Annotated in this window: 22 protein-coding genes and 1 tRNA gene; 11 read left to right on the top strand and 12 right to left on the bottom strand. The window is 64.1% G+C overall.

Translation table 11 applies throughout. The features are described 5' to 3' along the window. Positions 1–47 precede the first annotated feature (47 nt). The 3 genes from def to truA all read left to right on the top strand — a co-directional run bounded on the left by def (position 48) and on the right by truA (position 2,414). On the top strand, positions 48–575 hold the full coding sequence (gene def / locus ACE10Z_RS40480) for a peptide deformylase (RefSeq protein WP_076864526.1): 528 nt from the start codon (positions 48–50) through the stop codon (positions 573–575). A gap of 166 nt (positions 576–741) precedes the next feature. Then, on the top strand, positions 742–1,677 hold the full coding sequence (fmt, locus tag ACE10Z_RS40475) for a methionyl-tRNA formyltransferase (RefSeq protein ID WP_375785666.1): 936 nt from the start codon (positions 742–744) through the stop codon (positions 1,675–1,677). Next, positions 1,677–2,414, top strand: coding sequence for a tRNA pseudouridine(38-40) synthase TruA (gene truA / locus ACE10Z_RS40470; RefSeq protein WP_375785665.1), 738 nt, complete (start codon positions 1,677–1,679; stop codon positions 2,412–2,414). The genes fmt and truA overlap by 1 nt, the downstream gene beginning before the upstream one ends. A 278-nt stretch (positions 2,415–2,692) precedes the next feature. Here the strand turns inward: truA and dapE are convergent, their stop codons facing one another. From dapE to rpmH, 11 genes are all read right to left on the bottom strand, one after another. After that, positions 2,693–3,859, bottom strand: coding sequence for a succinyl-diaminopimelate desuccinylase (dapE, locus tag ACE10Z_RS40465; protein WP_375785664.1), 1,167 nt, complete (start codon positions 3,857–3,859; stop codon positions 2,693–2,695). Positions 3,860–3,908: 49 nt separating this feature from the next. Next, a complete protein-coding gene (locus ACE10Z_RS40460) occupies positions 3,909–4,496 on the bottom strand; it encodes a DUF805 domain-containing protein (protein WP_375785663.1) in 588 nt (195 codons plus the stop codon). Between the two features lie 217 nt (positions 4,497–4,713). Continuing rightward, complete coding sequence (dapD, locus tag ACE10Z_RS40455; RefSeq protein ID WP_298368107.1) at positions 4,714–5,559, bottom strand: 2,3,4,5-tetrahydropyridine-2,6-dicarboxylate N-succinyltransferase; 846 nt, start codon at positions 5,557–5,559, stop codon at positions 4,714–4,716. Positions 5,560–5,817: 258 nt separating this feature from the next. Further along, positions 5,818–6,516, bottom strand: a complete 699-nt coding sequence (locus ACE10Z_RS40450; RefSeq protein ID WP_375785662.1) for a pyrimidine 5'-nucleotidase — start codon at positions 6,514–6,516, stop codon at positions 5,818–5,820. A gap of 161 nt (positions 6,517–6,677) precedes the next feature. Continuing rightward, complete coding sequence (locus ACE10Z_RS40445; RefSeq protein WP_375790042.1) at positions 6,678–7,664, bottom strand: DUF1036 domain-containing protein; 987 nt, start codon at positions 7,662–7,664, stop codon at positions 6,678–6,680. 71 nt (positions 7,665–7,735) lie between these two features. Next, the gene (gene argB / locus ACE10Z_RS40440) at positions 7,736–8,629 is read right to left on the bottom strand and encodes an acetylglutamate kinase (protein ID WP_021079576.1); all 894 of its coding nucleotides are present in this window, start codon (positions 8,627–8,629) and stop codon (positions 7,736–7,738) included. 173 nt (positions 8,630–8,802) lie between these two features. Continuing rightward, positions 8,803–9,171, bottom strand: coding sequence for a DUF423 domain-containing protein (locus ACE10Z_RS40435; protein WP_375785661.1), 369 nt, complete (start codon positions 9,169–9,171; stop codon positions 8,803–8,805). Next, a complete protein-coding gene (gene yihA, locus ACE10Z_RS40430; protein WP_375785660.1) occupies positions 9,168–9,821 on the bottom strand; it encodes a ribosome biogenesis GTP-binding protein YihA/YsxC in 654 nt (217 codons plus the stop codon). Before yihA ends, ACE10Z_RS40435 begins: the two co-directional genes overlap by 4 nt. A gap of 133 nt (positions 9,822–9,954) precedes the next feature. Continuing rightward, complete coding sequence (gene yidC / locus ACE10Z_RS40425) at positions 9,955–11,844, bottom strand: membrane protein insertase YidC (RefSeq protein ID WP_375785659.1); 1,890 nt, start codon at positions 11,842–11,844, stop codon at positions 9,955–9,957. 3 nt (positions 11,845–11,847) lie between these two features. Continuing rightward, positions 11,848–12,255, bottom strand: a complete 408-nt coding sequence (gene rnpA / locus ACE10Z_RS40420; protein WP_375785658.1) for a ribonuclease P protein component — start codon at positions 12,253–12,255, stop codon at positions 11,848–11,850. 32 nt (positions 12,256–12,287) lie between these two features. Further along, positions 12,288–12,422: a 50S ribosomal protein L34 gene (rpmH, locus tag ACE10Z_RS40415; protein ID WP_008542748.1), complete on the bottom strand. Its 135-nt coding sequence runs from the start codon at positions 12,420–12,422 to the stop codon at positions 12,288–12,290. A 364-nt stretch (positions 12,423–12,786) separates the two neighbouring features. Here rpmH and ACE10Z_RS40410 point away from each other — a divergent pair, with 364 nt between their 5' ends. Together ACE10Z_RS40410 and ACE10Z_RS40405 are read left to right on the top strand one after the other, a co-directional pair. Further along, on the top strand, positions 12,787–14,265 hold the full coding sequence (locus tag ACE10Z_RS40410; RefSeq protein WP_375785657.1) for a sensor histidine kinase: 1,479 nt from the start codon (positions 12,787–12,789) through the stop codon (positions 14,263–14,265). A gap of 154 nt (positions 14,266–14,419) precedes the next feature. Then, positions 14,420–14,496, top strand: a tRNA-Arg gene (locus ACE10Z_RS40405). 365 nt (positions 14,497–14,861) lie between these two features. Here the strand turns inward: ACE10Z_RS40405 and ACE10Z_RS40400 are convergent. Then, the gene (locus ACE10Z_RS40400) at positions 14,862–15,959 is read right to left on the bottom strand and encodes a helix-turn-helix transcriptional regulator (protein WP_375785656.1); all 1,098 of its coding nucleotides are present in this window, start codon (positions 15,957–15,959) and stop codon (positions 14,862–14,864) included. Between the two features lie 449 nt (positions 15,960–16,408). Here ACE10Z_RS40400 and ACE10Z_RS40395 point away from each other — a divergent pair, with 449 nt between their 5' ends. From ACE10Z_RS40395 to ACE10Z_RS40370, 6 genes are all read left to right on the top strand, one after another. Then, on the top strand, positions 16,409–18,412 hold the full coding sequence (locus ACE10Z_RS40395) for an autotransporter outer membrane beta-barrel domain-containing protein (protein WP_375785655.1): 2,004 nt from the start codon (positions 16,409–16,411) through the stop codon (positions 18,410–18,412). 200 nt (positions 18,413–18,612) lie between these two features. After that, entirely contained in the window at positions 18,613–19,044 is a 432-nt protein-coding gene (locus ACE10Z_RS40390) for an alpha/beta hydrolase (protein ID WP_375785654.1), read from the top strand. A gap of 226 nt (positions 19,045–19,270) precedes the next feature. Further along, positions 19,271–19,603 carry a hypothetical protein gene (locus tag ACE10Z_RS40385; RefSeq protein ID WP_375785653.1) on the top strand — a complete coding sequence of 111 codons (333 nt, stop codon included), beginning with the start codon at positions 19,271–19,273 and terminating at the stop codon, positions 19,601–19,603. A gap of 227 nt (positions 19,604–19,830) precedes the next feature. After that, entirely contained in the window at positions 19,831–20,631 is an 801-nt protein-coding gene (locus ACE10Z_RS40380) for a sterol desaturase family protein (protein ID WP_375785652.1), read from the top strand. After that, positions 20,618–20,905, top strand: a complete 288-nt coding sequence (locus ACE10Z_RS40375) for a DUF5658 family protein (protein ID WP_375785651.1) — start codon at positions 20,618–20,620, stop codon at positions 20,903–20,905. The genes ACE10Z_RS40380 and ACE10Z_RS40375 overlap by 14 nt, the downstream gene beginning before the upstream one ends. Positions 20,906–21,080: 175 nt before the next feature. Beyond that, on the top strand, positions 21,081–21,455 hold the full coding sequence (locus tag ACE10Z_RS40370; protein ID WP_375785650.1) for a hypothetical protein: 375 nt from the start codon (positions 21,081–21,083) through the stop codon (positions 21,453–21,455). The last annotated feature ends 38 nt before the right edge of the window (positions 21,456–21,493 follow it).

The raw sequence follows: 21,493 nt of genomic DNA, 5'->3' as shown, positions 1-21,493 counted from the left end.
TTCCTGAGCGCATTGACCCCATGAAGTCAGCAGCTTAAATCGCCGCCATGGCATTACGAGAAATCATCATCCTGCCGGACAAGCAGTTGCGTCTGGTGTCGAAACCGATCGAGAAGGTGACGCCGGAGATCCGCAAGCTCGCCGACGACATGCTCGAGACCATGTATGACGCGCCGGGCATCGGGCTCGCGGCGATCCAGGTCGCGCAACCGCTGCGGCTGATCACCATGGACCTCGCCAAGCGCGACGAGAACGGCGAGACCACGCCGCAGCCGCGGGTGTTCATCAATCCGGAGATCATTTCGCATTCGGAAGAGCTGTCGGTCTACGAAGAGGGCTGCCTGTCGATCCCCGAATATTACGAGGAGGTCGAGCGCCCGGCGCGGGTGCGTCTGCGCTTCACCGACCTCGACGGCAAGCTGCATGAGGAGGATGCGGAGGGGCTCTACGCCACCTGCATCCAGCACGAGATCGACCATCTCAACGGCGTGCTGTTCGTGGACTATCTGTCGAAGCTCAAGCGCGACCGCGTCTTCAAGAAATTCGAGAAGGCCGCCAAGCGCGCGGCGGAATAGCCGCGCACTCCGCCGTCATGCCCGGGCTTGACCCGGGCATCCACGTCTTCCTTCTGGGAGACCAAAGACGTGGATGGCCGGGCATAGGCGAGCGAAAGCGACGCCGTCCTTGACGGCTATGCCCGGCCATGACGAAGATTGGATCCTCCCGGAAGAATCTGACCGCATGCCTCTCCGTCTGATCTTCATGGGCACGCCCGATTTCGCGGTGCCGACGCTGCTGGAGCTGGTGGCCCATGGCCACGAGGTCGTGGCTGTCTATACCCGCGCGCCGAAGCCGGGCGGGCGGCGCGGCCTGCAGTTGCAGCCGACACCGGTCGAGCAGGAGGCGCGCCGCCTTGGCATTCCCGTGCTGACGCCGAAGACGCTGAAGACGGGCGAAGCGCTCGAGGAGTTTCGCGCGCATGACGCGGATGCCGCTGTGGTCGTCGCCTATGGCATGATCCTGCCGCAGGCGATCCTCGACGCGCCGAAGCTCGGCTGCTTCAACCTGCATGCTTCGCTGTTGCCGCGCTGGCGCGGCGCTGCGCCGATCAATCGCGCCATCATGGCCGGCGATGCCGAAAGCGGCGTGATGGTGATGAAGATGGATGTCGGCCTCGACACCGGCGACGTCGCGATGGCCGAGCGGCTGCCGATCTCGGACAGCATGACGGCATCCGACCTGCACGACGCGCTGGCGCCGCTTGGCGCCGATCTGATGGTGCGCGCGATGGGTGGGCTGCAGCGTGGCGGCTTGCAGCTGACCAAGCAGAGCGCGGACGGCGTCACCTACGCCGCCAAGATCGAGAAGGCCGAGGCGCGGATCGACTGGAAGCAGCCGGCGCACGCGGTACTGCGGCACATCCACGGGCTGTCGCCGTTCCCCGGCGCCTGGTGCGAACTCGCAGGTGAGGGCGAGCCGGTGCGGCTGAAAATCCTGCGCTGCGAATTGGTGAAAGGCTCGGGCGAACCCGGCGACGTGCTCGACGACAATCTTGCGATCGCCTGCGGCGAAGGCGCGGTCCGGATCCTCGAATTGCAGCGCGCCGGCAAGGCGCCGATGAAGGCGGCAGACTTTTTGCGCGGCACGCCGCTGAAGCCGCCCGCGCGGCTCACCTGATGCCCCGCTACAAGCTCACCATCGAATATGACGGCACGCCGTTCTCCGGCTGGCAGATCCAGGATACCGCGCCGACCGTGCAGGGCGCGCTGGAGACGGCGGTCAAGGCGATCTGCGGCGAGGACGTGCGCGTCCATGGCGCCGGGCGTACCGACGCCGGCGTGCACGCGCGCGGCCAGGTCGCGCATTGCGACATCGCCAAGCATTTTCCGCCCGGCCGCTTCCGCGACGGGCTGAACGCGCATTTGCGGCCGAATCCGATCGGTGTGCTTGCGGCTGATATCGTGCCTGACGAATTCGAGGCGCGGTTCTCGGCAATCAAGCGGCACTATCTCTATCGCATCACCAACACCCGGGCGAACCTCGCGCTCGACATCGGCCGCGTCTGGCGCGTGCCGCGCGCGCTCGATGCTGACGCGATGCATGAGGCCGCGCAGCGACTGCTCGGCAAGCACGATTTCACCACCTTCCGCGACACCGAGTGCCAGGCCAAGTCGCCGGAGAAGACGCTCGATCAGCTCGACGTCACGCGCGAGGGCGACGCCATCAATATCGTGACGTCGGCGCGCTCGTTCCTGCACAGCCAGGTGCGCTCGATGGTGGGCTCGCTGGTCTGGGTCGGCGAGGGCCGCTGGAGCGCGGACGATCTGTTTGGCGCACTCGCCGCCCGCAACCGCGCCGCCTGTGGCCCCGTCGCGCCGCCGGACGGGCTCTATCTGATGCGGGTGGATTATTAGTCGAGAGCGCGATGAGATTGGGTTGGGCTGGAGCGGCGTCGGAGGTTTACCTCTCCCTTGGGAGAGGTCGGCGCGGAGCGCCGGGTGAGGGGTTACGGTCCCTCGCGAGAGCTGCGGCCCCTCACCCGATTTGCTGCGCAAATCGACCTCTCCCCAACGGGGAGAGGTAAACCCAGTCCGCGGACACGATTCAATCCAAACTCATCGCGCTCCAGCGGCCCCAATCCCTACTGTGCATGGGGTTGTTTTCGATGTTTTGGTCCAGCCGAGCGGCTGGACTACGCAAAATACCTGTCCAACACGCCCCGATAGACCTTCGTCAGCTGCTCCAGATCGGCCACCGGCGTGCGCTCGTCGATCTGGTGCATGGTCTGGCCGACCAGGCCGAACTCGATCACCGGGCAATAGCTCGAGATGAAGCGCGCGTCCGAGGTGCCGCCCGAGGTGGACAGCTCCGGCTTGCGGCCGGTGGTCTCCTCGATCGCGGCGACCGCGAGGTCGGTGAATGGGCCGGGCTGGGTCACGAACACGTTCGAGTTCGACGGTTGCCAATCGATGTGGGCGCGGATGCGGTTGCCGCAGGCCTTCGCCAGCCGCTCGTCGACCAACTGCCGCAGGCTCTCCTGGGTGTGGTTGTCGTTGTAGCGGATGTTGAATTTCGCCCGCGCCTGGCCCGGGATCACATTGCTTGCGGTGTTGCCGACATCGACCGTGGTGAATTCGAGGTTGCTGGCCTGGAATTGCGCGCTGCCGTGATCGAGCGGCTCGTCGCTCAGCGCCACGATCAGCCGCGAGATATCCGGCACCGGGTTCGAGGCGCGGTGCGGATAGGCGACGTGGCCCTGCACGCCATCGACAATCAGCGTGCCGGATTGCGAGCCGCGCCGGCCGATCTTGATCATGTCGCCGAGCACTTCGACATTCGAGGGCTCGCCGAGCACACAATGGTCGAACTTCTCGCCGCGCTCGGCGCACCATTTCAACAGCTTGACGGTGCCGTTGATCGACACGTCTTCCTCATCCCCGGTGATCAGGAAGGAGATCGAGCCATTGCCATCTTCTCGCGGCTTGCCGCCGTGGTCGCGGAGATATTGCAGCACCGCGGCGACACTGCAGGCGATGCCGCCCTTCATGTCGACGGCGCCGCGGCCGTAGAGATAGCCGTCCTTGACCTCGCCGGAGAACGCGCCGAGCGTCCACGCCGCTTCATCGCCGGGCGGCACCACGTCGGTGTGGCCGGCAAAGGTGATGTGCGGCGCCGTGTTGCCGATGCGGGCGTAGAGGTTGTCGATATCGGCGGTGCCGGGCTCCGAGAACGTCACGCGGTGAACGTCGAAGCCTGCGCTTTTCAGCAAATTTTCAAGAACGCCAAGCGCGCCGGCGTCGGCCGGGGTGACGGAGGGGCAGCGAACCAGATCGCGGGTAATCGAGACAGCATCACTCATGCGCCTCGCTTAACACGTCACGCTGTGGGTGGACCAGCTTTGTGCGGCATCATTCGAACTCGCTCTGCTGATCCCAGCCCTGCCTGGGGCGCGACCCGCTGTCGCGGTCGCCGCCTTGCCGCAGATGGGTTTTTCCAAGCGGATTGGGACCATAGCGATTGGGGTAACGGGTGCCCGGCAGAAAGCCGAGCTCGATGAAGCCCCAGATATAGAGCGCGAAGACGATCGCGCCCGCGGCCATCACCCAATAGGAATCATCGGGAAGCCGGTCGGAGAACTGACTCATGAGGCCCGGGATCGCGAAGAACGGGACCATCCACCAGCCGCTCTTGTCGCGGTCGTGCAGGCGCTTGATCGAGACCGCGACATAGACCCAGACGAACAGCGCCGTTCCGCTGGCCTTGACCAGCAGTGCGGGCAAACCGGCAGAGGTCAGCGATTTGTAGCTATCCGGGTCGAACGCCCGGAAGATGTCGTCGACATTGAAGCCGAACGACGCACCCTTGCCGCCAAGGCCCGCCCAGATCACCAGCACGGCCAGCAACATCATCCAGCACACGATGATCAGTGCTGCGAGCCAGAACTTGGCCCGGTTGACGCGGCCCTTGAAGCCGAACAGGTAATTGGCCCAGTCCATGAAAAAACTCCGGGCAGCGGCAATTCTTCGCGGCCCGGAGTTTTGTCGGCGTCAGATGAAATTTGGTTCGATCAGTCCAGACCCGTCATCCTGAGGAGGCCGCGAAGCGGCCGTCTCGAAGGATGCACGGCCACCAGCCGGGCCGTCGACCCTTCGAGACGGCCGCTGTGCGGCCTCCTCAGGGTGACGGTGATAGATTATTGCGGCGGAAGACCGATCAGTCGCGCAGCAGCTCGTTGATGCTGGTCTTGGCGCGGGTGCGCTCGTCGACGCGCTTGACGATCACCGCGCAGGCGGTGGCCGGGCCCGGCTGGCCGTTCTTCAGCGGCTTGGCCGGCAGGGTGCCGGGAACGACGACGGCGTATTCCGGGACCTCGCCGACGAAGATTTCGCCGGTCTCGCGGTCGACGATCTTGGTGGAGGCGCCGAGGAACACGCCCATCGACAGCACCGCGCCCTTGCGCACGATCACGCCCTCGGCGACCTCGCTGCGCGCGCCGATGAAGCAGTCGTCCTCGACGATCACGGGCTCGGCCTGCAGCGGCTCGAGCACGCCGCCGATGCCGACGCCGCCGGAGATGTGCACGCGCTTGCCGATCTGGGCGCAGGAGCCGACCGTCGACCAGGTGTCGATCATGGTCGCTTCATCGACGTAAGCGCCGAGATTGACGAAGGAGGGCATCAGCACGACGTTGCGGGCGATGAAGGCCGAGCGGCGCACGATCGCACCAGGCACGGCGCGGAAGCCGGCGTCGCGGAAGCGGTTCTCACCCCAGCCCTCGAACTTCGAGGGCACCTTGTCCCACCACGATGCCTTGCCCGGGCCGCCCGCGATCTGACCCATGTCGTTGAGACGGAACGAGAGCAGCACGGCCTTCTTCAGCCACTGATTGACCTTCCACTTCCCGCCGGCCTCGCGCTCGGCGACGCGGGCCTCGCCCTTGTCGAGCAACTCCAGCGCGTGGTCGACGGCCTCGCGGACCTCGCCCTTGGTCGAGGTCGAGATGCCTTCGCGGGCGTCGAACGCGGTGTTGACGGTGGTTTCGAGGGCGGACAACGACATCGGGACAATCCTTGGGCGTATCGGGGATATGGCGGGAATTTTGCAGGGCTTTTTCGGAATTCGGGGCAAGAGAGTCAAGGCAAACTCGTGGGGCGACGAGCGGTCACCCTCCGTCGTCGTCCCGGCCAAGCGAAGCGCGAGCCGGGACCCATAAACACGAATGCCAGTGTTGCGGCACGCTGGGGCCACGGCGAGTAGCCAATCGCAGATTTGTGGTTATGGGTCCCAGCTTTCGCTGGGACGACGCCTGTTGAGAGGCTACGGCTTCCTATCGAGCTGCTGCAAGAACCCGGTGAGATCGTCCGTGACGTGGTCGACATAAGCGGCGTCGCGGCCCTCGAGCTCCCAGGTCTCGCGCACCACCTCCTGGCTGCCGTCTGGCACCACCAGCACGGTGGTCATGCCGAGCTCATGCGGCACCACCAGATTGCGCGCGAGGTCCTCGAACATCGCAGCCTTCGTCGGGTCGACGTCGTGCAGCTTCAGGAACTTCTGGTAGGTCTGCGGCGCCGGTTTCGGCTCGAGATCGGCGGCGATGATGTCGAACACGCCGTCGAAATGGTTGGAGATGCCGAGCCGGCCCAGCACCGCATCGACATGGTCGACCGAGCCGTTGGTCAGGATCAGCTTGCGCCCCGGCAGTTTGGCGATCGCAGCGCCCATCGCCGGATTCGGCTGCAACGGCGAGTGGTCGATCTTGTGCACGTAGGCGAGATAGTCGTCCGCCTGCACGCCGTGCTCGGTCATCATGCCGCGCATCGTGGTGCCGTAGCGCAGGTAATAGTCCTTCTGTAGCCGCCGTGCTTCCTCGGGCGAGATCTTCAGCCAATTGCCGACGAACTCGCCGATCCGCGCGTCGACCTGCTGCCACAGATTGACGTGATGCGGGTACAGCGTGTTGTCGAGGTCGAACACCCAGGTCTCGACATGGCCGAAGCTGCGGGGAGTTTTAGTCATGGCTTTCTCCGCGTGTCGTCCCTGCGAAAGCAGGGACCCATACGCCGTGCCTGATATTGTTGAGCAAAATGGGAGTAACCTTCGCTTGGGGACATAGGCAACTGCAAAACCTTGGCCTGTGGTTATGGGTCCCTGCTTTCGCAGGGACGACGAAGGAGTGATCACGGCATCGCAAAGCGCAGCGTCTTGCCGCCGCTGGTCATGTCGACGGTGGTGAAGCCGAGCGCGGTGAGGCCGCGGGTGGCGCAGTCGCCCTGCTCGTTGACCTCGAACTTGCTTTCGCGGGTGCAGAGCTGGACCCCGCCGCCCCAGTTCAGCGGCTTGTCCTTGATGCGGATGGCGCGGTTGTCGCCGTCGACGGCTTCCGCGAAGGAATAGATCTGCTTCGGCGTGCCCGACACGTCGGGATGCAGGCACTTGCCGGGGTCGATCCGATACCAGCCGCGGCTGGTCACCATCTTGCCGTCGTCGGTCGCAACCGCGGCCATCACCTTGTGCGGCGTGTCGTTGCACCAGGTCAGTCCCGACGGCGAGGGCTTCTGCACGGCATCGACCATGGTGGCGAAGAAGTTCGGCGACTGCACGATGTCGCTGCCGAGCCCGCGGCTCCTCAGGAATGCCGACAGCGCGCTCTGGGTCTTCGGCCCGTCGACGCCGTCGATCGGCGCCGCGTCGTAGCCTGCGATCACCAGGAGGCGCTGGATCCCGGCGAGCCGCGCCTGCTCGTCGTCATACTCGCTGTCTTCGGCGAGGTAGGCGACAAGGTTGCCGTCATCGGTCTGCGTCGGCGTGATCTGGGTGAACTGCGCGGGTGCCTGGCCGGAGCGGCATTGCCGCGCGGCGGCGATCACGAAATTGTCCTGCGCGACGCAGAGCGTGTCGGTGCCGTTCTGCGGGATCGGCGACGCGCCGTAGACGCCGAGCGCACGGGCATTGAGCAGCACGCGGTCCGCGGTGAGCGCCCCCTGCACCACGACCCGGCAGGTGGCGGGATCGATGCGGAACCAGCCGCGTGTCGCCGTCGCGGCCTTGTCGTCGATGCCGATCGCGGCCTCGATCACGTAGCTCATGCGGTTGCACAGCTTGAGATCGGCATGCGCCGGCGCGGCCGAGAAAAGGAACGACACCAGCGCGGCCGGCAGCGACATCGCGAGCCGCGCCGGCGGCGACCGGCGAGGGTTCCTCGCCGCGCGTCCCGCGATGACGACCTCGTCTGCCATTACTTATGGATCAGCGTGCCGGTGCCCTGGTTGGTGAAGAGCTCGAGCAGCACGGCGTGCTGCGTCTTGCCGTCGATGATCACGACGCCCTGCACGCCCTGTTCGAGCGCGTAGATGCAGGTCTCGACCTTCGGGATCATGCCGCCGGAAATCGTGCCGTCGGCGATCAGCTTGCGGGCTTCCTTGATCGACAGGTCCGGAATCAGCTTCTTGGACTTGTCGAGTACGCCGGGCACGTCGGTCAGCAGCAGCAGGCGCTTGGCTTTCAGCGCGCCCGCGATCGCGCCGGCGAAGGTGTCGGCGTTGATGTTCAGCGTCTGGCCGTCCTTCGACGTCGCCAGCGGCGCCAGCACCGGGATCAACTCATAGCCGATCAACTGGTTGAGCAGCGTGAGGTCGACCTTTTCGGGATCGCCGACGAAGCCGAGGTCGACCGCCTTCTCGATGTGGGAATCCGGATCGACCATGGTGCGTGTCGTCTTCGACGCCTTCACCATGTTGCCGTCCTTGCCGGACAGGCCCACGGCCCTGCCGCCGGCTTCGTTGATGTAGCCGACGATCTGCTTGTTGACCGAGCCCGCCAGCACCATCTCGACGATCTCGATGGTCGCGGCGTCGGTGATGCGCAGCCCGGCCGCGAATTCCGACTGGATGCCGAGGCGCTTCAGCATGGTCGCGATCTGCGGGCCGCCGCCGTGCACGACCACCGGATTGATCGCGGTCTGCTCGAGCAGAACGATGTCGCGCGCGAATGCCTTGGCGGTGTCCTCGGCGCCCATGGCATGGCCGCCATATTTAATGACGATGGTTTCCTCGTCATATTCCTGCATGTGCGGCAGCGCCTCGGACAGGATGCGGGCCTGATCGAGCGGGCTGATGTGCTGGTCGGTCATGGGGCTGGTCTCACGTCAGCGGAGGGACGGGCGCGTTTCTATCTGATTGCCGGGCAGGGCGCAAAGCGGGATGATGATCCGTAATCCGTAGCCCGGATGCAGCGAAGCGCAATCCGGGGTCTGCACCTGCGGCACGATTCCCGGATTTCGCTTCGCTGCATCCGGGCTACGGGTCAGCGCCTCGGCCACATGGCCGAAACTGCCAGCGCCAGCCAGCTCAGGATCAGCAGCGTTCCGCCTGATGGGGCGGCCATCGGAAACAAGCCATGGCCGCCATATTGGCGCAGCGTGAGATCGCCCGCGAACAATGACGCCGCGATGACGAAGCCTGCCGCCGCCACGACGCCGAGCTTTACATGGATGATCGCGCGCTCCGCGACCGCAATGGTCGCGATGGCGGCGGTGGCATGGAACAGCAGCATCGAGGACGTCGACGCCAGCCGCGATGCATCCGGCAAATGGGCTGCGGCCGCCGCCAGCATCACGCCGCAGGCGCCCATGATGGCGGCAAGGCCGATCAGGAGGCGCGATGCGCCTTTCATCGGCGCCGCTCCTCGATCAGGCGTACCATGGCGGCACGCAGCTCCGGCATGCCGTCGCCGGTGCGCGACGAGGTCACCAGAACTTCGGGGAACGCGGCGGGATGTTTTGCGAGCGTCGCGATCGTGTCGGCGGTGACGGTCTTGAGTTCGCCGGCCTTGACCTGGTCGGCCTTGGTCAGCACGACCTGGTAGCTGACCGCGGACTTGTCCAGCGTCTTCAGCACGTCGAGATCGACGTCCTTGATGCCGTGGCGGGCGTCGATCAGCACATAGACCCGCGCCAGCGTCGCGCGCCCGAGCAGGAATTTGTGGATCAGCGCCGTCCATGACGCCACCTTGGTCTTCGGCGCCGAGGCATAGCCGTAGCCCGGCATGTCGACCAGACGAATGTCCGCGTTTTCCGGGCCCTCGAAGAAGATCAGCTCCTGGGTGCGGCCCGGCGTATGCGAGGTGCGAGCCAGCGCATTGCGGCCGGTCAGCGCGTTGATCAGGCTCGACTTGCCGACATTGGAGCGGCCGGCAAAGGCGACCTCGAGGCCGGCCATCGGCGGCAGTGTCTCGATCGAGGGCGAGGCCCAGATGAAGCGCCAGTCGCCGGCGAACAGCTTTCGCCCCTGCTCGATCAGCTCCGCATCAGGTTCGGCGGTCATGCGAAGGATCCCATCAAGGCGCAAGCGGCTTGGCCGTCATTGCGAGTGGAGCGAAGCAATCCATTCCTCAGCACGGGAAGAATGGATTGCTTCGTCGCTTTGCTCCTCGCAATGACGGGATAAGCAGCGGAAGTTAAGTCGGCTTCTTGGCGAAGGTCGACTTCAGATTGTCGAATAACTCCACCTTCACGCCGTTCTTGCGCATGATGAAGCTCTGCTGCAGCACGGAGAGCGTGTTGTTCCAGGCCCAGTAGATCACGAGACCCGCCGGGAAGCCGGCCAGCATGAAGGTGAAGATCAGCGGCATCCAGTCGAAGATCATCTTCTGGGTCGGATCCGGCGGCGCCGGGTTGAGCTTCATCTGCACCCACATCGTGATGCCCATGATGATCGGCCAGATGCCCATCACCAGATAGGCGCCGAAATGCGGTCCGAGCAGCGCGATCGGATCGAACGGAATCAGCCCGAACAGCGTGAACAGATTGGTCGGATCGGGCGCGGAGAGATCCTTGATCCAGCCGAAGAACGGCGCGTGCCGCATTTCGATGGTGATGAACAGCACCTTGTAGAGCGAGAAGAACACCGGGATCTGCAAGGCGACGGGAAGACAGCCTGCGATCGGGTTGATCTTCTCCTTCTTGTAGATCTCCATCATCTCCTGCTGCTGCTTCACGCGGTCGTCAGGATAGCGTTCCTTCAGCGCCTGAAGCTGCGGCTGCACCGACTTCATCTTCGCCATCGAGGCGTAGGACTTGTTGGCGAGCGGGAAGAACAACAGCTTCACGATCACGGTCACCAAGAGGATCGCGATGCCGAAATTGCCGACCAGGCGATAGAACCAGTCGAGCGCCAGGAACATCGGCTTGGTAATGAAGTAGAAATGGCCCCAGTCGATCAGGAGATCGAAATGGTTGAGGCCGAGCTGCTTGTTGTAGCCGCCGAAGCCGACCAGCGGGAAGTTGAGGCCGACCGTGGCGGCTTCCTTCGCGCCGGCGAACAGCCGCGCATTGGCAACGCCGGTACCGCCGATCGGAATGGTCTGCGCGCCGAGCATGTAGTCGGCCCGATAGCGCTTGGCGCGCGGATCGGAAGCCTGGTCGTTGGTAAGACGGGCCGTTTGCAGGGTGGCGTTGGTGTCCGGCAGAAGGGCTGTCGCCCAGTATTTGTCGGTAATGCCCAACCAGGCGTTGGTCACGTTGTCAAACTTGACGCCACGCGAGTCCTCGCCGGTCGGGATCTTGCTGTCGTCGATATTCTTGTAGGTGTATTCCTGCAGGCCCTGTTCGCCGAGATAGCCGATCAGGCCTTCGTGCAGGATCGCGTAACCGGAGACCGGCGGCTTGCCGCCGCGCGAGATCAGCCCGAACGGATACAGCGTCACCGGCGCGCTGCCTTGATTGATGACCTCGTCCTTGATGCTGAAGAGGTAGCGATCGTCGATCGAGATGGTGCGGCGGAAGGTCAGGCCCTGGCCGTTCTCATATTTCAGAACCACCGGGGCGCTCGGCGACAGGCTGTTCGATCCTTCCTGCTGCCACACGGTTTCGGCATCAGGCGTCTTCACCGACGAGCCGTTGGCGGTCAGCCACAGGAACTCGGCATAATAAGGCTCCGCGGTGCCCGACGGCGACAGCAGCACGATGGCCGGCGATGTGGGGTCGACCGTCTCGCGGAACTGGACCAGCGAAAGATCGTCGATCCGGGCGCCCTTCAGCGCAATGCTGCCGATGATGCGCGGGCTCTCGATCTTGATGCGCGGGCCGGCCGCGAGCGCCGTCTCGCGGCTCGCCACCGGAGCGTCGGCAGCAGGCCTGCCCGGTGCCGGGGAGGGCGTCGTTGCGCTTCCGGGAGCGGCGCCGGGAGCAGCGCCAGGGGTCGCCTGTGGCGCCGGCTTCAACAGCTCGGCCTGGCGCTGCGCCTCGCGCTGCTTCTCCATCTGCGGCACGTTGTAGAAGTATTGCCAGGCGATCAGGACGAGGCCCGACAGAATGACGGCGATGATCGTATTGCGGTTGTCGGACATCTCTTATGGTCTCGTCATTCCATTCGGATTGGGCGCGCTTTTGTTACCCGCCTTGTTGGTACCCGTCTTGTTGGTACCAGTGGGCGCAGGCCGGTCGAGGCGGCGCAGCGCCGACCGCAGGTCGTCAATCATGGTCGCAAAGTCGCGGGTCAGCGCGTCACGACGGCCGACTAGCACATAATCATGGTGCGGCCGCATGAATACGGCATCGACCCGTCTTATCACTTCGCGAAGCCGGCGGCGGATGCGGTTGCGCTCGGTCGCGGTGCCGTTCTTCTTGGTGACGGTATAGCCGACGCGGATCGGGCCCTGATCGTCGCGACGGCGGCCCTGCAGCACAAAAGCTGTGGTATTCGCCCGTGCGCCATTGGCAACGGCGAGGAAATCCGCCCGCTGCCTCAGCCGATCCATAATGGGTATCTCCGGAGAGGAGACGTCCGGGCTCAGGCGCTCAGGCGCTTGCGGCCACGCGCGCGGCGCGCAGCGAGGACCTTGCGGCCGCCGGCCGTTGCGAGGCGGGCGCGGAAGCCGTGACGGCGCTTGCGCACCAGTTTGCTGGGTTGATAAGTCCGCTTCACGGGTAATTCTCCGCTGACCGGGCAATTTGCCGTTGTATTGAGATGGAGTCCGATGATGCTGGCGGGCCCAAGCGAGCCGTTTACGGCCCCAAATGAGCCGCCCCCGGTCAAGAACCGGGCCATCGCGGACAGTTGGCGCGGCTTATAAGGGAGCGCCCTGTTTTCGTCAATGTCACAGGGCGTCGCAAAGAGGCTTCTTTGAAACGTCGCAATTGGGGCGAATATAACTGTTTTCGCGGGGTTTTTGACGGTGAGGAGCGCTTTGGGGCGTTCGGGGAACCGCCGACATTAGCGATCCGTAATTTGACCGGCTTGGGGGCCGGGCCGCATCCTCCGACCCCTAAGCCCAACAAGGCCTTATCTTGTGGCTCTAATTGACGATCAGGCGACCGCGCAGAAGCAGCGGCCCAAGCCGCCCCTTCGGCTCGGGCTGTCGGGCAAGCTTTTGCTGCTGACGATTCCGCTGGTGATGATCGCCGGACTCCTGATCTACGTGCCGGCCATCGCCAACTTCCGGATGAACCGGCTCAATGACCGCCTGGCCGCCGCCAACACCGCGGCGCTGGTGCTCGACGCCGCCCCGTCCGGCCTGGTGCCGGATTCGCTGGCGCGGCAGATCCTGACCAGCATCGGCGCCCGCGCCGTCGCCATCAAGCTCGGCCAACAGCGCCGCCTGCTCGCCAGCGCCGACCTGCCGGCCGCGATCGACCATGATGTCGACATGCGGGCCATGACGGTGTGGTCGGCGATCGTCGATGCCTTCGAGATCATGCTCGAACACGGTGACCAGACCATCCGCGTGGTCGGACCCGCGCCGGGCCAGGCGCAATTCATCGAGGTCGTGATCGACGAGAAGCCGTTGCGGCAGGCGATGTACCGCTTCTCGCGCAATGTTCTGGTGGTCGCGCTGCTGATCGCCGGCCTGACCGCCGGCCTGGTCTATCTGGCGCTGCATTATCTGTTCGTCCGCCCGATGCGGCGGCTGACCGCGAGCCTGGTCGGCTTCCACGAGAATCCGGAGAGCTCGGCGCGAATCATCGTGCCCAGCCAGCGCGGCGACGAGATCGGCGTTGCCGAGCGCGAGCTGTCGGACATGCAGCGCGACCTCGTCTCGATGCTGCATCAGAAGAGCAGGCTTGCCGCGCTCGGGCTCGCCGTCTCCAAGATCAATCACGACCTGCGCAACCTGCTGGCGTCCTCGCAACTGCTGTCGGACCAACTCGCCAGCGTGCCCGATCCGCGGGTGCAGCGCTTCGCGCCGAAACTGCTGCGCTCGCTGGAGCGCGCCATCGCCTTCTGCCAGTCGACCTTGTCCTATGGCCGCGCGCAGGAGGCGGCGCCCGACCGCCGCGTGATCATGGTGGAGCCTGCGGTTGCCGAGGTGCGGGAATCGGCCGGACTTGCGACCGATGTCTCGATCACCTGGATCTGCGCGATCGAGCGCGGCCTCACCATCGACGCCGACCCGGACCAGCTGTTCCGCGTGCTGCTCAACCTGGTGCGCAACGCGACCCAGGCCCTGGAAAGCCGGCAGGACAGCGATGGCGGTGCCCAGCAGATCCGCATCACCGGCCGCCGCGAGGGCACGGTTGCGATCATCGAGGTCTCCGACACCGGCCCCGGCGTTCCGGCCAAGGCGCGCGAGCACCTGTTCGAGGCGTTCCAGACCTCCGGCCGCCCCGGCGGCAGCGGGCTGGGCCTTGCGATCGCCGCCGAGCTGATCCGTGCCCATGGCGGCCATATCCATCTGGTCGAGGGCACCATCGGCGCCACGTTCCAGATCTCGATCCCGGACCGCCCGGTGGAACTGCTGTCCGTTCGCAGCGAGCGGGCGAGGGCGTGAGGCCATTCCGGTAACCCAGGGCGGCTAAAAACCGCGGCCGAAATTGGCGCTTGCAGACCTTGCCAACCGGACCGGGAGCCTGTAGCTAGAGCGCTCTTTCGCGACGTTCCGGGGCTCCCGGAGCCGTGCGGGCTTTAGGCCCACCTGCGAAAATGCGCCCGTAGCTCAGCTGGATAGAGCATCAGACTACGAATCTGAGGGTCGGACGTTCGAATCGTTCCGGGCGCGCCATTCGCGTACAAAATCGCCGACATTTCGGCTCTCGGTCTGTTTGCCGGCAACGGCGGCCTGGAGAACGTCCTTGCTGTCGATGATCCGGATGGCTCGGTCGTCCACATCGACCGCATCGATGATCGAACGGATTTAGCCTTTGCGGGGTTGGTTCCTCCTGGCAGCAAAAGGCCGCAGCCCAGAGTCGGGAGTTAGGGCTCGTTTCCTTCTGCCGCATCATCGTAGCGGCTTTCCCGGTCTCGCCTCCGCAGCCAACCAATGTGCCTGGCTTTTCGTAGCCCATCCAAGACCCTTGGCCCGCCGTTTCGCGAAGGCCGGAAGTGCCGCACGCATTTTGAGCCAGCCTGTTGGGAGATCCCTTTCCGTCAAACCAACTGGGAGACGAGAGTGATAAGTTCGGCCTGACGATGTGTTCCTGTCTTCGAGAATGCGGACTTGAGGTGATTACGTGCAGTCTCTCGCGCGATGCGGAGCTGCTGCGCGGCTCCGTCGATGGTCGCGCCCCCCACCAATAGCGATACCAATCGAGACTCGGCAGAGGTCAGATCAAGAGCATCGGCGATCAATGTCGGCTCTGGTGCCAGCGCTGGTTCCAGGTTGGACAGGACAAGCATGACGCGAGCGCCCAGGAACACAGTGCGCGCGGCTCCGTCGATCGGGAGCACGCGTATGATCACTGGTGGCTTTTCCCTTCGCCGCACTGGAATGGGTGCAGCGGGAAGGGCGGCCACATCGGAGGTCGATCGAATTGCGTCGAGCAACTGATCGAATCTGGCGGCGGCCTTGTTGTCCCGCAGGATGAGCCGGCGATCCCGGATGCGGATATCACTGTCGAACCCGGCATCGGCTGCCGAATTCGTGCTCACGACCGTTCCTCGCCGGTCCAGGACGAGGGCTGGCTGACGCACCTGATCGAGCACGTTCGTCATCGCGCTCAGAGCGATACGGCCGACCGCAGTCGCGAGTGTCGCCGTTTCCGTGAGCCGGGGAGCAAGCCGTGCGAGGACGCGCTTGTCTCGCGTGTCGAATGAGCCCTCGCGCCCCGTTCGTTGGAGGGTCAGTGCCCAGGCTGAAGAATCGGCCCAAAAGCCGATGCCCGCGAACCATTGGAATCCGAAGGGAAGCAGAACTTCGTTGTACATCGGATCGGAGCGGATCTGATCCGGCGTCAACACATCATGGTCGGTGACGATTTCCCCGGACATCATGCGGGGAAATCCATTTGCGCGCGGGTCTCTCAGGTGCCAGTTGTTCTTGAAATAGAACTGCGTCCCCTCGTCGATCGAGGCTGTGCGCGGGATGTCCGGGGTCCGAACGTCGCTCTGGAGCAGCATGGCCGCCGATGCGCCGACGGCCTTGCAGATGTCGTCCATGATCGTGGGCCAAGCCGCCGGGTCGACGGCCGCCTCACCAAGCCGTTCGATGACTTTGGATAGCTGATCGTTGTCGATTCCAGTCCTCAAGAGCGGTCCCCCCTCTCCGCGTGCTGCGGACTCGTGAGGCGAGCCGCACACAATCGCAAAGCCGCAAAAGCAGCAGCCCGGATGCCCCGCCTCGCGACCTCCTCCAAGATGCGTCCGGCGGTCGCGAACTCTCGCGTGGGAACCCGGCGCAGAGCAAGTCTCTTGGCTGATTTATCGCAGAGCGGCCGGAATCAGGCGGCAGGTAATATTAAACCATGGATCTGATGGGCGGGCGAAGGCAGCGGATCGTGGCGGCGAGCGAGAGCGACACGCCACACCTCGAGGAATCGCCTGTGGCATTTCTGTCACGAGACAAACCAGAAAGCGGGCGGCTGACCCGATCGGGTCAGGCGTCGTCCTGCCAATGTCGGCTCATTGCTCGTGAGGAATCGGAGACATGGGATCGTGCCATGTCCCGCGGGGTACATATCGCTGGGGAATGATTGACGATGCGGAACAACTTGACGTGGCTCTTGGGGATCACCTTTTCAGCTCTGGCCACCTCGGCCAGTGCGCAGAACTTTTCCAACACCGTCTTCTTCGGCGACAGCACCACGGATTCCGGCTGGTTCCTGTACAAGCCGCTCCTGGCCGGTCCGGGAGCGGGGGCACCGCCGGCGGGTTTTGGGACCGGCCTTGCGCCTCCCGGTGCGGGAACGTGGACAACCAATCCCGACCCCGGCTGGGCACAGGTCCTTGCCAGCAAGTTCGGCTACGCGGCGACGCCCGCCGACACCCCCGGTACCGGCGGCAACAACTGGGCCATCGGCGGCGCACGCGTCGTCGCGGAATATCACAACACGTGGTCGAGCCAGCATCAGCTCACGGCCTATCTGGCCAGCACGGGCGGCGTCGCCGATCCCAACGCGCTGTACACCTACTGGATCGGCTCCAACGATCTGAAGACGACCACCAAGCCTCTCGGGCCTTCCCCCGGCAATATCGTCAACCCTCAGAATGTCGCTCAACTGACGGCGGTGGCGGGACAAACGGTCGCGCAGATATCCACGCTGTCGGCCGCCGGCGCGCGCTATATTCTGGTGCCGGGTGCCCAGTCCCTGACGCCTGAATCGGCGGCCGCCGCAGGGGTCGCCTATGATCCGGTCGTGGTCGCTTCGCGAAGCATCTACAATCAGACGGTCTGGAACGGGCTTGCCGCCAACGGCGTCCGCTTCATCCCCGCCGACATTTCCGCGGTCTCCAACTACGTTCTCGTCAACCCTGCGCCGTTCGGGATCACCCACACGAGCATGTTCACAACGGCCTGCGGTATCGTGAACGCGTTCCAGTGCACGCCGGCGAACTGGGTGGCCCCGAACGCGAACAAGACCTATTTTTATGCCGACGGTCCGGCTGCACCCGATGGCGGTGTGCACACGACAGGCGCCGTGCAGCAGATCGTGGCAGACTATGTCTACAGCCTGGTCGTAGCTCCGAGCCAGATTTCGTTCCTCGCGGAGGCGCCGCTCAAGACCCGGCAGGGTGTGATCAGCGCGATCAACAACCAGATTCCGCTTTCCTATGGCACGCCTGGCGCCTTCCATGGCTGGGCCAGCGGCGACGTCTCCTGGCTCAAGATGACCAACAACGCCGCAGGGTTTCCCGACGATCCCGGTACGCCGCTGATGACGACCGCGGGCTTCGACTATGCGATCACCTCGAATTGGCTGGTCGGTGCGGCATTCTCCGGGCTCACCACAAAGCAGAGCTTTAGCCTGGGCGGCAACTACAAGCAGGACGAATTCGCGGTCTCCCTCTACACGGCCTATCGCCACGGCTCGTTCTGGACAGACGCGATCGTGAGCTGGGGCGCGCTGCGTGACACTGTCAACCGGCAGATCCCGCTCGGTATCACGCAGCAATCCAATCAGGGTAGCACCACCGGCACCAACATCTCCTTTGCCGGTGAGATCGGATACGATTTCACTCATTCGTTCGGTGACACGCCGGCCGCGACCCGTCTTTCCTACAAGGCCCCGGCCCGTCCGGCCGCGCTCGAGTTGACCCATGGGCCAGTCGCGGGTGTTATCCTGCAGCAGGTTTATCTGAATGGCTTTACCGAAAGCAATGCGAGTGGCGCTCCGACCGCATTGTCGTTCGGATCCCAGACGCGCAATTCGGCGGTGAGCGAGCTTGGCTATCAGTCAAGCCTGAAATACGGCATCTGGCAGCCTTACGCAAAAGTCGTGTGGAATCACGAATGGGCCGACCTCAACCGGCGGGTCACGGCGTCGCTGACGTCGGTCGTCGCTCCAAGCTATGCGATGCCCGCGGTCGTTCTTGGACGTGATTGGGCTTCGGCGACGATTGGCACACGCGTCAGATTGGGCGAGGGGCTGAGCGGCTACGCCGCCTTCATCAGCGCAATCGGCCAGAACAACGTGACCACCTACGGGGGCCAGCTCGGCTTGAACCTCGCACTGAACCCGGCGGCAGTTTCGGCGAGATATTGAGGGCATCGACGCGCTCACACTCTCAAGCTTTCGCGGAGCACGGTCACGGCTGTCGCTCCGCAGGGCTATCGAACGACCCGAGCATTTGCTCGGGGGAGCGGTCTACGTGGCGGCACGGGCGCCGGACGCCGGCGAAGACTACACCGCCCTGGCCAAGACCTATCCGACGCCTCCGGCCACGGCCGGCATCGTCTTCGACGGTGACGGGGCGTCTGACCGAGGAGGCGTTTCTCCGCGACTTCGCGGGCGACTTGCCGGCAGCGAAGGCGAAGCTGCTGTATGCGGTGCAGGAGCCATTCAACAAGGCGCTCCTGACCGGCAAGACGACGCAGGCGGCGTGGCGCAAGAAGCCCGGCTTCTACGCCGTTTCGACCGAGGACCGAACGATCAATCCGGACCTTCAGCGTTTCATGGCCAAGCGGATGGGCGCCAAGACCATCGAGCTGAAGGCCAGCCACCTCTCTCTCATCTCCCATCCCGATGACGTCGCGCAGCTGAGGCGGCCGGCTCAACCAAGTGAATCTCGAAATGAGTTCAACCTGAAACAACTCGCACCGATGTCGCGAGCCCGCAGGAGTGCTTGTCATGGCGCGATGCTTTCGATGCGGCTGCGACGCGTCCGGCTGCGCTGAAGGCCTACCAGACGCTGACGCTGGGCTGGATTCTCGCGCTCCTGATCAAGACGGCAGGGGCCTATCTTCTGGCCGCCCATTTTGTCACCAAGGATTTTCTGCTGCTCTCGCCGCTCTGGGACCTCGTCAGTGATAGTGCGCTGGTGACGTGGAGCATGCTCCATGGGAGGTCGCGACTGTTGCCGCAGCCTGCCGACGATCTCGAACTCGCCCGCCAGCTGCGCTGTTGCGCTTCTGGCGTTGGGCGACCGACAAGCCCAATCAGAAATACTTCCGCCTTCTGTTCGAGATCGATGGCCTCGCCATGCACGACCAGCTGCGCTTCTCCACTCAGGCGAGAAACGAGAGCACGTCGGTCTGGTTGAATCTGATCAGGAATGCGGGGTCTCTGCCCGGTCAGTCCGCGGCCGCCCCGCCAGGGCGTACGACGCTGATCTGGGCGACGGTCGCGGGGCTGCTTCAGGATTTCCTGACCACGGGCGATCACGAGCGGACGACCGAGGCCCTGCATCATTTCCTCGGCCTGATCGCGAAGGATGGACAGGCCGGGGCCGGCTAGCGAGGTCGAACCTGCCGGCCGCCGCCCCCTGGATCGATGGCAGGGTGCAAAAAGGCACTCGCGCTCGCCAACGCCCCGTCAAAATCGGGCTGAAGGCGTGGGAATCTCCCGTAAAAACCCTGCTTGCGCGCGCCCGACCGTTGAGAAAAAATAAGGTTTTCAGCTTATAGGGGACGGAGTGTTTTTATTCCTTTTGTCCATCCTATTGAACCGGCGAGCCATCCCTCATGCCGAGTAACATCGCAAACGCCGTATTTTATGCGGCTGTATTTCTGGGCATCGTCTATACCAGTCGCATCCTCGAAAAAAGATGGCCGATTGCGGACGTTCCCTACACCGAGTTTCGTGACGATTGGCTAGCGGTGATCGTGAGCGTCGGGTTCGAGCACATGCTTGCTCCGATCGCGGCGATCAGCGCGGGTGCGATTGCGAGCTACGCCGGGCTCGGCTGGATCAAGCTGCCGACCGAAGGCTACCGGTGGTACGTCTCCCTCGCAATCGTCGTGGTGGCGCTGGATCTCTACAAATACACATTCCATCGCCTTCAGCATGCGATCCCCTTTCTCTGGGCGATGCACTCGTTCCATCACAGCGCGAACGGCATCACGTTCATTACCGGCGCCCGACATTTCTGGCTTGAGCGGGTGCTGTCCGACGCCTTTCTTCCGATCATGGCGATCTTGTTTCGCATCCCGCCGGACATGGCGGTCGCGGTGGGATTTATCTTCTTCATCCCCGATGCGTGCGCTCATCTCAATGTACGCATTCCGCTCGGCCGTTTCGTGACCTGGGTCAACAATCCGCAATGGCACCGGATCCATCACTCGATCCATCCCGAGCATCGCGACAAGAACTTTGCGGCCTTCTTTCCACTCCTGGACATTCTGTTCGGCACAGCCTGCGTGCCGAAGCCGGATGAGTATCCTGCAACGGGCCTCGTGCCTGCCGAGCGAGTGGACATCATCAACAGTGTGATCTGGCCAATCCGGCATCTTCGCCATCGGGAGTCTCGGAATGAATTGGGTTAAAGGTCTTTTGGTGCTCCTCGCCTTGTTGCTGGGATACGCCGACCTGGTGTCGACCAATGTGATCCTGAATCTTGGATTGGGTGAGTTGAACCCGTTCATGCACCTGGCACAGACATGGTTCGGCGTGTGGTGGCTGGTCCCCAAGCTCGGTTTGACGTTCCTCATCACGTGGCTGCTTTGGCGCAGCAACAACGTCTACAACATCGCGCTCGTCGTCGCCTTCTGTTCGACGCCCGTGCTGAACAACCTCGTCATCATCGCGGGCAATAGCTGAGCCGGCCGCTTCGTCAGTTGTCGCAACTGGCGAAGTGTTGCCCTGTGCGGACTTTCATTGCCCTTGGCAGCCGCGCAGACTTTCGTCGCATCTCGCAGAACCTGCCCGCATCGTCCGGCGACAAACATCCTGGAATGACCGATGATCGCGTACCGGCGGTCCAGGAGAATGAGTGATGTCGGACAGGTTTGTTCTCGCCTGCATCGTCTGTAGCGCGGTGATCCTGGGGGCTCTCGGCGCGACCGTGCACGCGCAGACGCCGTCGAGCTGCAAGGAGCCGCGGGCAGGCACCAGCCGCGTCCCGATGCTGTCGCCGCCGCTCGCCAATGTGGTGACGGGCAAGGGACGGCTGCAATTCTACTCGGCGCCGAATCTTCACTGCCCGATCAGCGGCGTGTTCGTCATTCCGAATGACGAACTCGTCGCCTATGCGCAAACCGATGACGGTTGGTCGTCGGTGATGTACCTCAATCCAGGGACGGGCAACGACGTCTCGGGCTGGGTGAGGTCGGCGAGACTGAAGGTAACCGGAACCATCGCTCCAAGGTAGCACGTGACCGGGATCGCAGCGGATGCTGCATGACAGCG

This window comes from Bradyrhizobium sp. Pha-3, from assembly GCF_042258615.1.
Lineage (GTDB): Bacteria > Pseudomonadota > Alphaproteobacteria > Rhizobiales > Xanthobacteraceae > Bradyrhizobium.
Note: the sequence above shows the minus strand (reverse complement) of the source record. Positions and strands in the feature narration are given on the sequence as shown.

Excerpts from the sequence above, each read along its gene's own strand:
- rnpA (WP_375785658.1), bottom strand. The coding sequence starts at position 12,255 with ATGGATCGGCTGAGGCAGCGGGCGGATTTCCTCGCCGTTGCCAATGGC.
- def (WP_076864526.1), top strand. The coding sequence starts at position 48 with ATGGCATTACGAGAAATCATCATCCTGCCGGACAAGCAGTTGCGTCTG.
- fmt (WP_375785666.1), top strand. The coding sequence starts at position 742 with ATGCCTCTCCGTCTGATCTTCATGGGCACGCCCGATTTCGCGGTGCCG.
- ACE10Z_RS40435 (WP_375785661.1), bottom strand. The coding sequence starts at position 9,171 with ATGAAAGGCGCATCGCGCCTCCTGATCGGCCTTGCCGCCATCATGGGC.
- truA (WP_375785665.1), top strand. The coding sequence starts at position 1,677 with ATGCCCCGCTACAAGCTCACCATCGAATATGACGGCACGCCGTTCTCC.
- ACE10Z_RS40460 (WP_375785663.1), bottom strand. The coding sequence starts at position 4,496 with ATGGACTGGGCCAATTACCTGTTCGGCTTCAAGGGCCGCGTCAACCGG.
- ACE10Z_RS40375 (WP_375785651.1), top strand. The coding sequence starts at position 20,618 with ATGAATTGGGTTAAAGGTCTTTTGGTGCTCCTCGCCTTGTTGCTGGGA.
- ACE10Z_RS40445 (WP_375790042.1), bottom strand. The coding sequence starts at position 7,664 with ATGTCGCTGCCGGCCGCGCTGGTGTCGTTCCTTTTCTCGGCCGCGCCG.
- dapD (WP_298368107.1), bottom strand. The coding sequence starts at position 5,559 with ATGTCGTTGTCCGCCCTCGAAACCACCGTCAACACCGCGTTCGACGCC.
- yidC (WP_375785659.1), bottom strand. The coding sequence starts at position 11,844 with ATGTCCGACAACCGCAATACGATCATCGCCGTCATTCTGTCGGGCCTC.
- ACE10Z_RS40450 (WP_375785662.1), bottom strand. The coding sequence starts at position 6,516 with ATGACTAAAACTCCCCGCAGCTTCGGCCATGTCGAGACCTGGGTGTTC.
- yihA (WP_375785660.1), bottom strand. The coding sequence starts at position 9,821 with ATGACCGCCGAACCTGATGCGGAGCTGATCGAGCAGGGGCGAAAGCTG.
- ACE10Z_RS40380 (WP_375785652.1), top strand. The coding sequence starts at position 19,831 with ATGCCGAGTAACATCGCAAACGCCGTATTTTATGCGGCTGTATTTCTG.
- dapE (WP_375785664.1), bottom strand. The coding sequence starts at position 3,859 with ATGAGTGATGCTGTCTCGATTACCCGCGATCTGGTTCGCTGCCCCTCC.
- ACE10Z_RS40395 (WP_375785655.1), top strand. The coding sequence starts at position 16,409 with ATGCGGAACAACTTGACGTGGCTCTTGGGGATCACCTTTTCAGCTCTG.
- ACE10Z_RS40370 (WP_375785650.1), top strand. The coding sequence starts at position 21,081 with ATGTCGGACAGGTTTGTTCTCGCCTGCATCGTCTGTAGCGCGGTGATC.
- argB (WP_021079576.1), bottom strand. The coding sequence starts at position 8,629 with ATGACCGACCAGCACATCAGCCCGCTCGATCAGGCCCGCATCCTGTCC.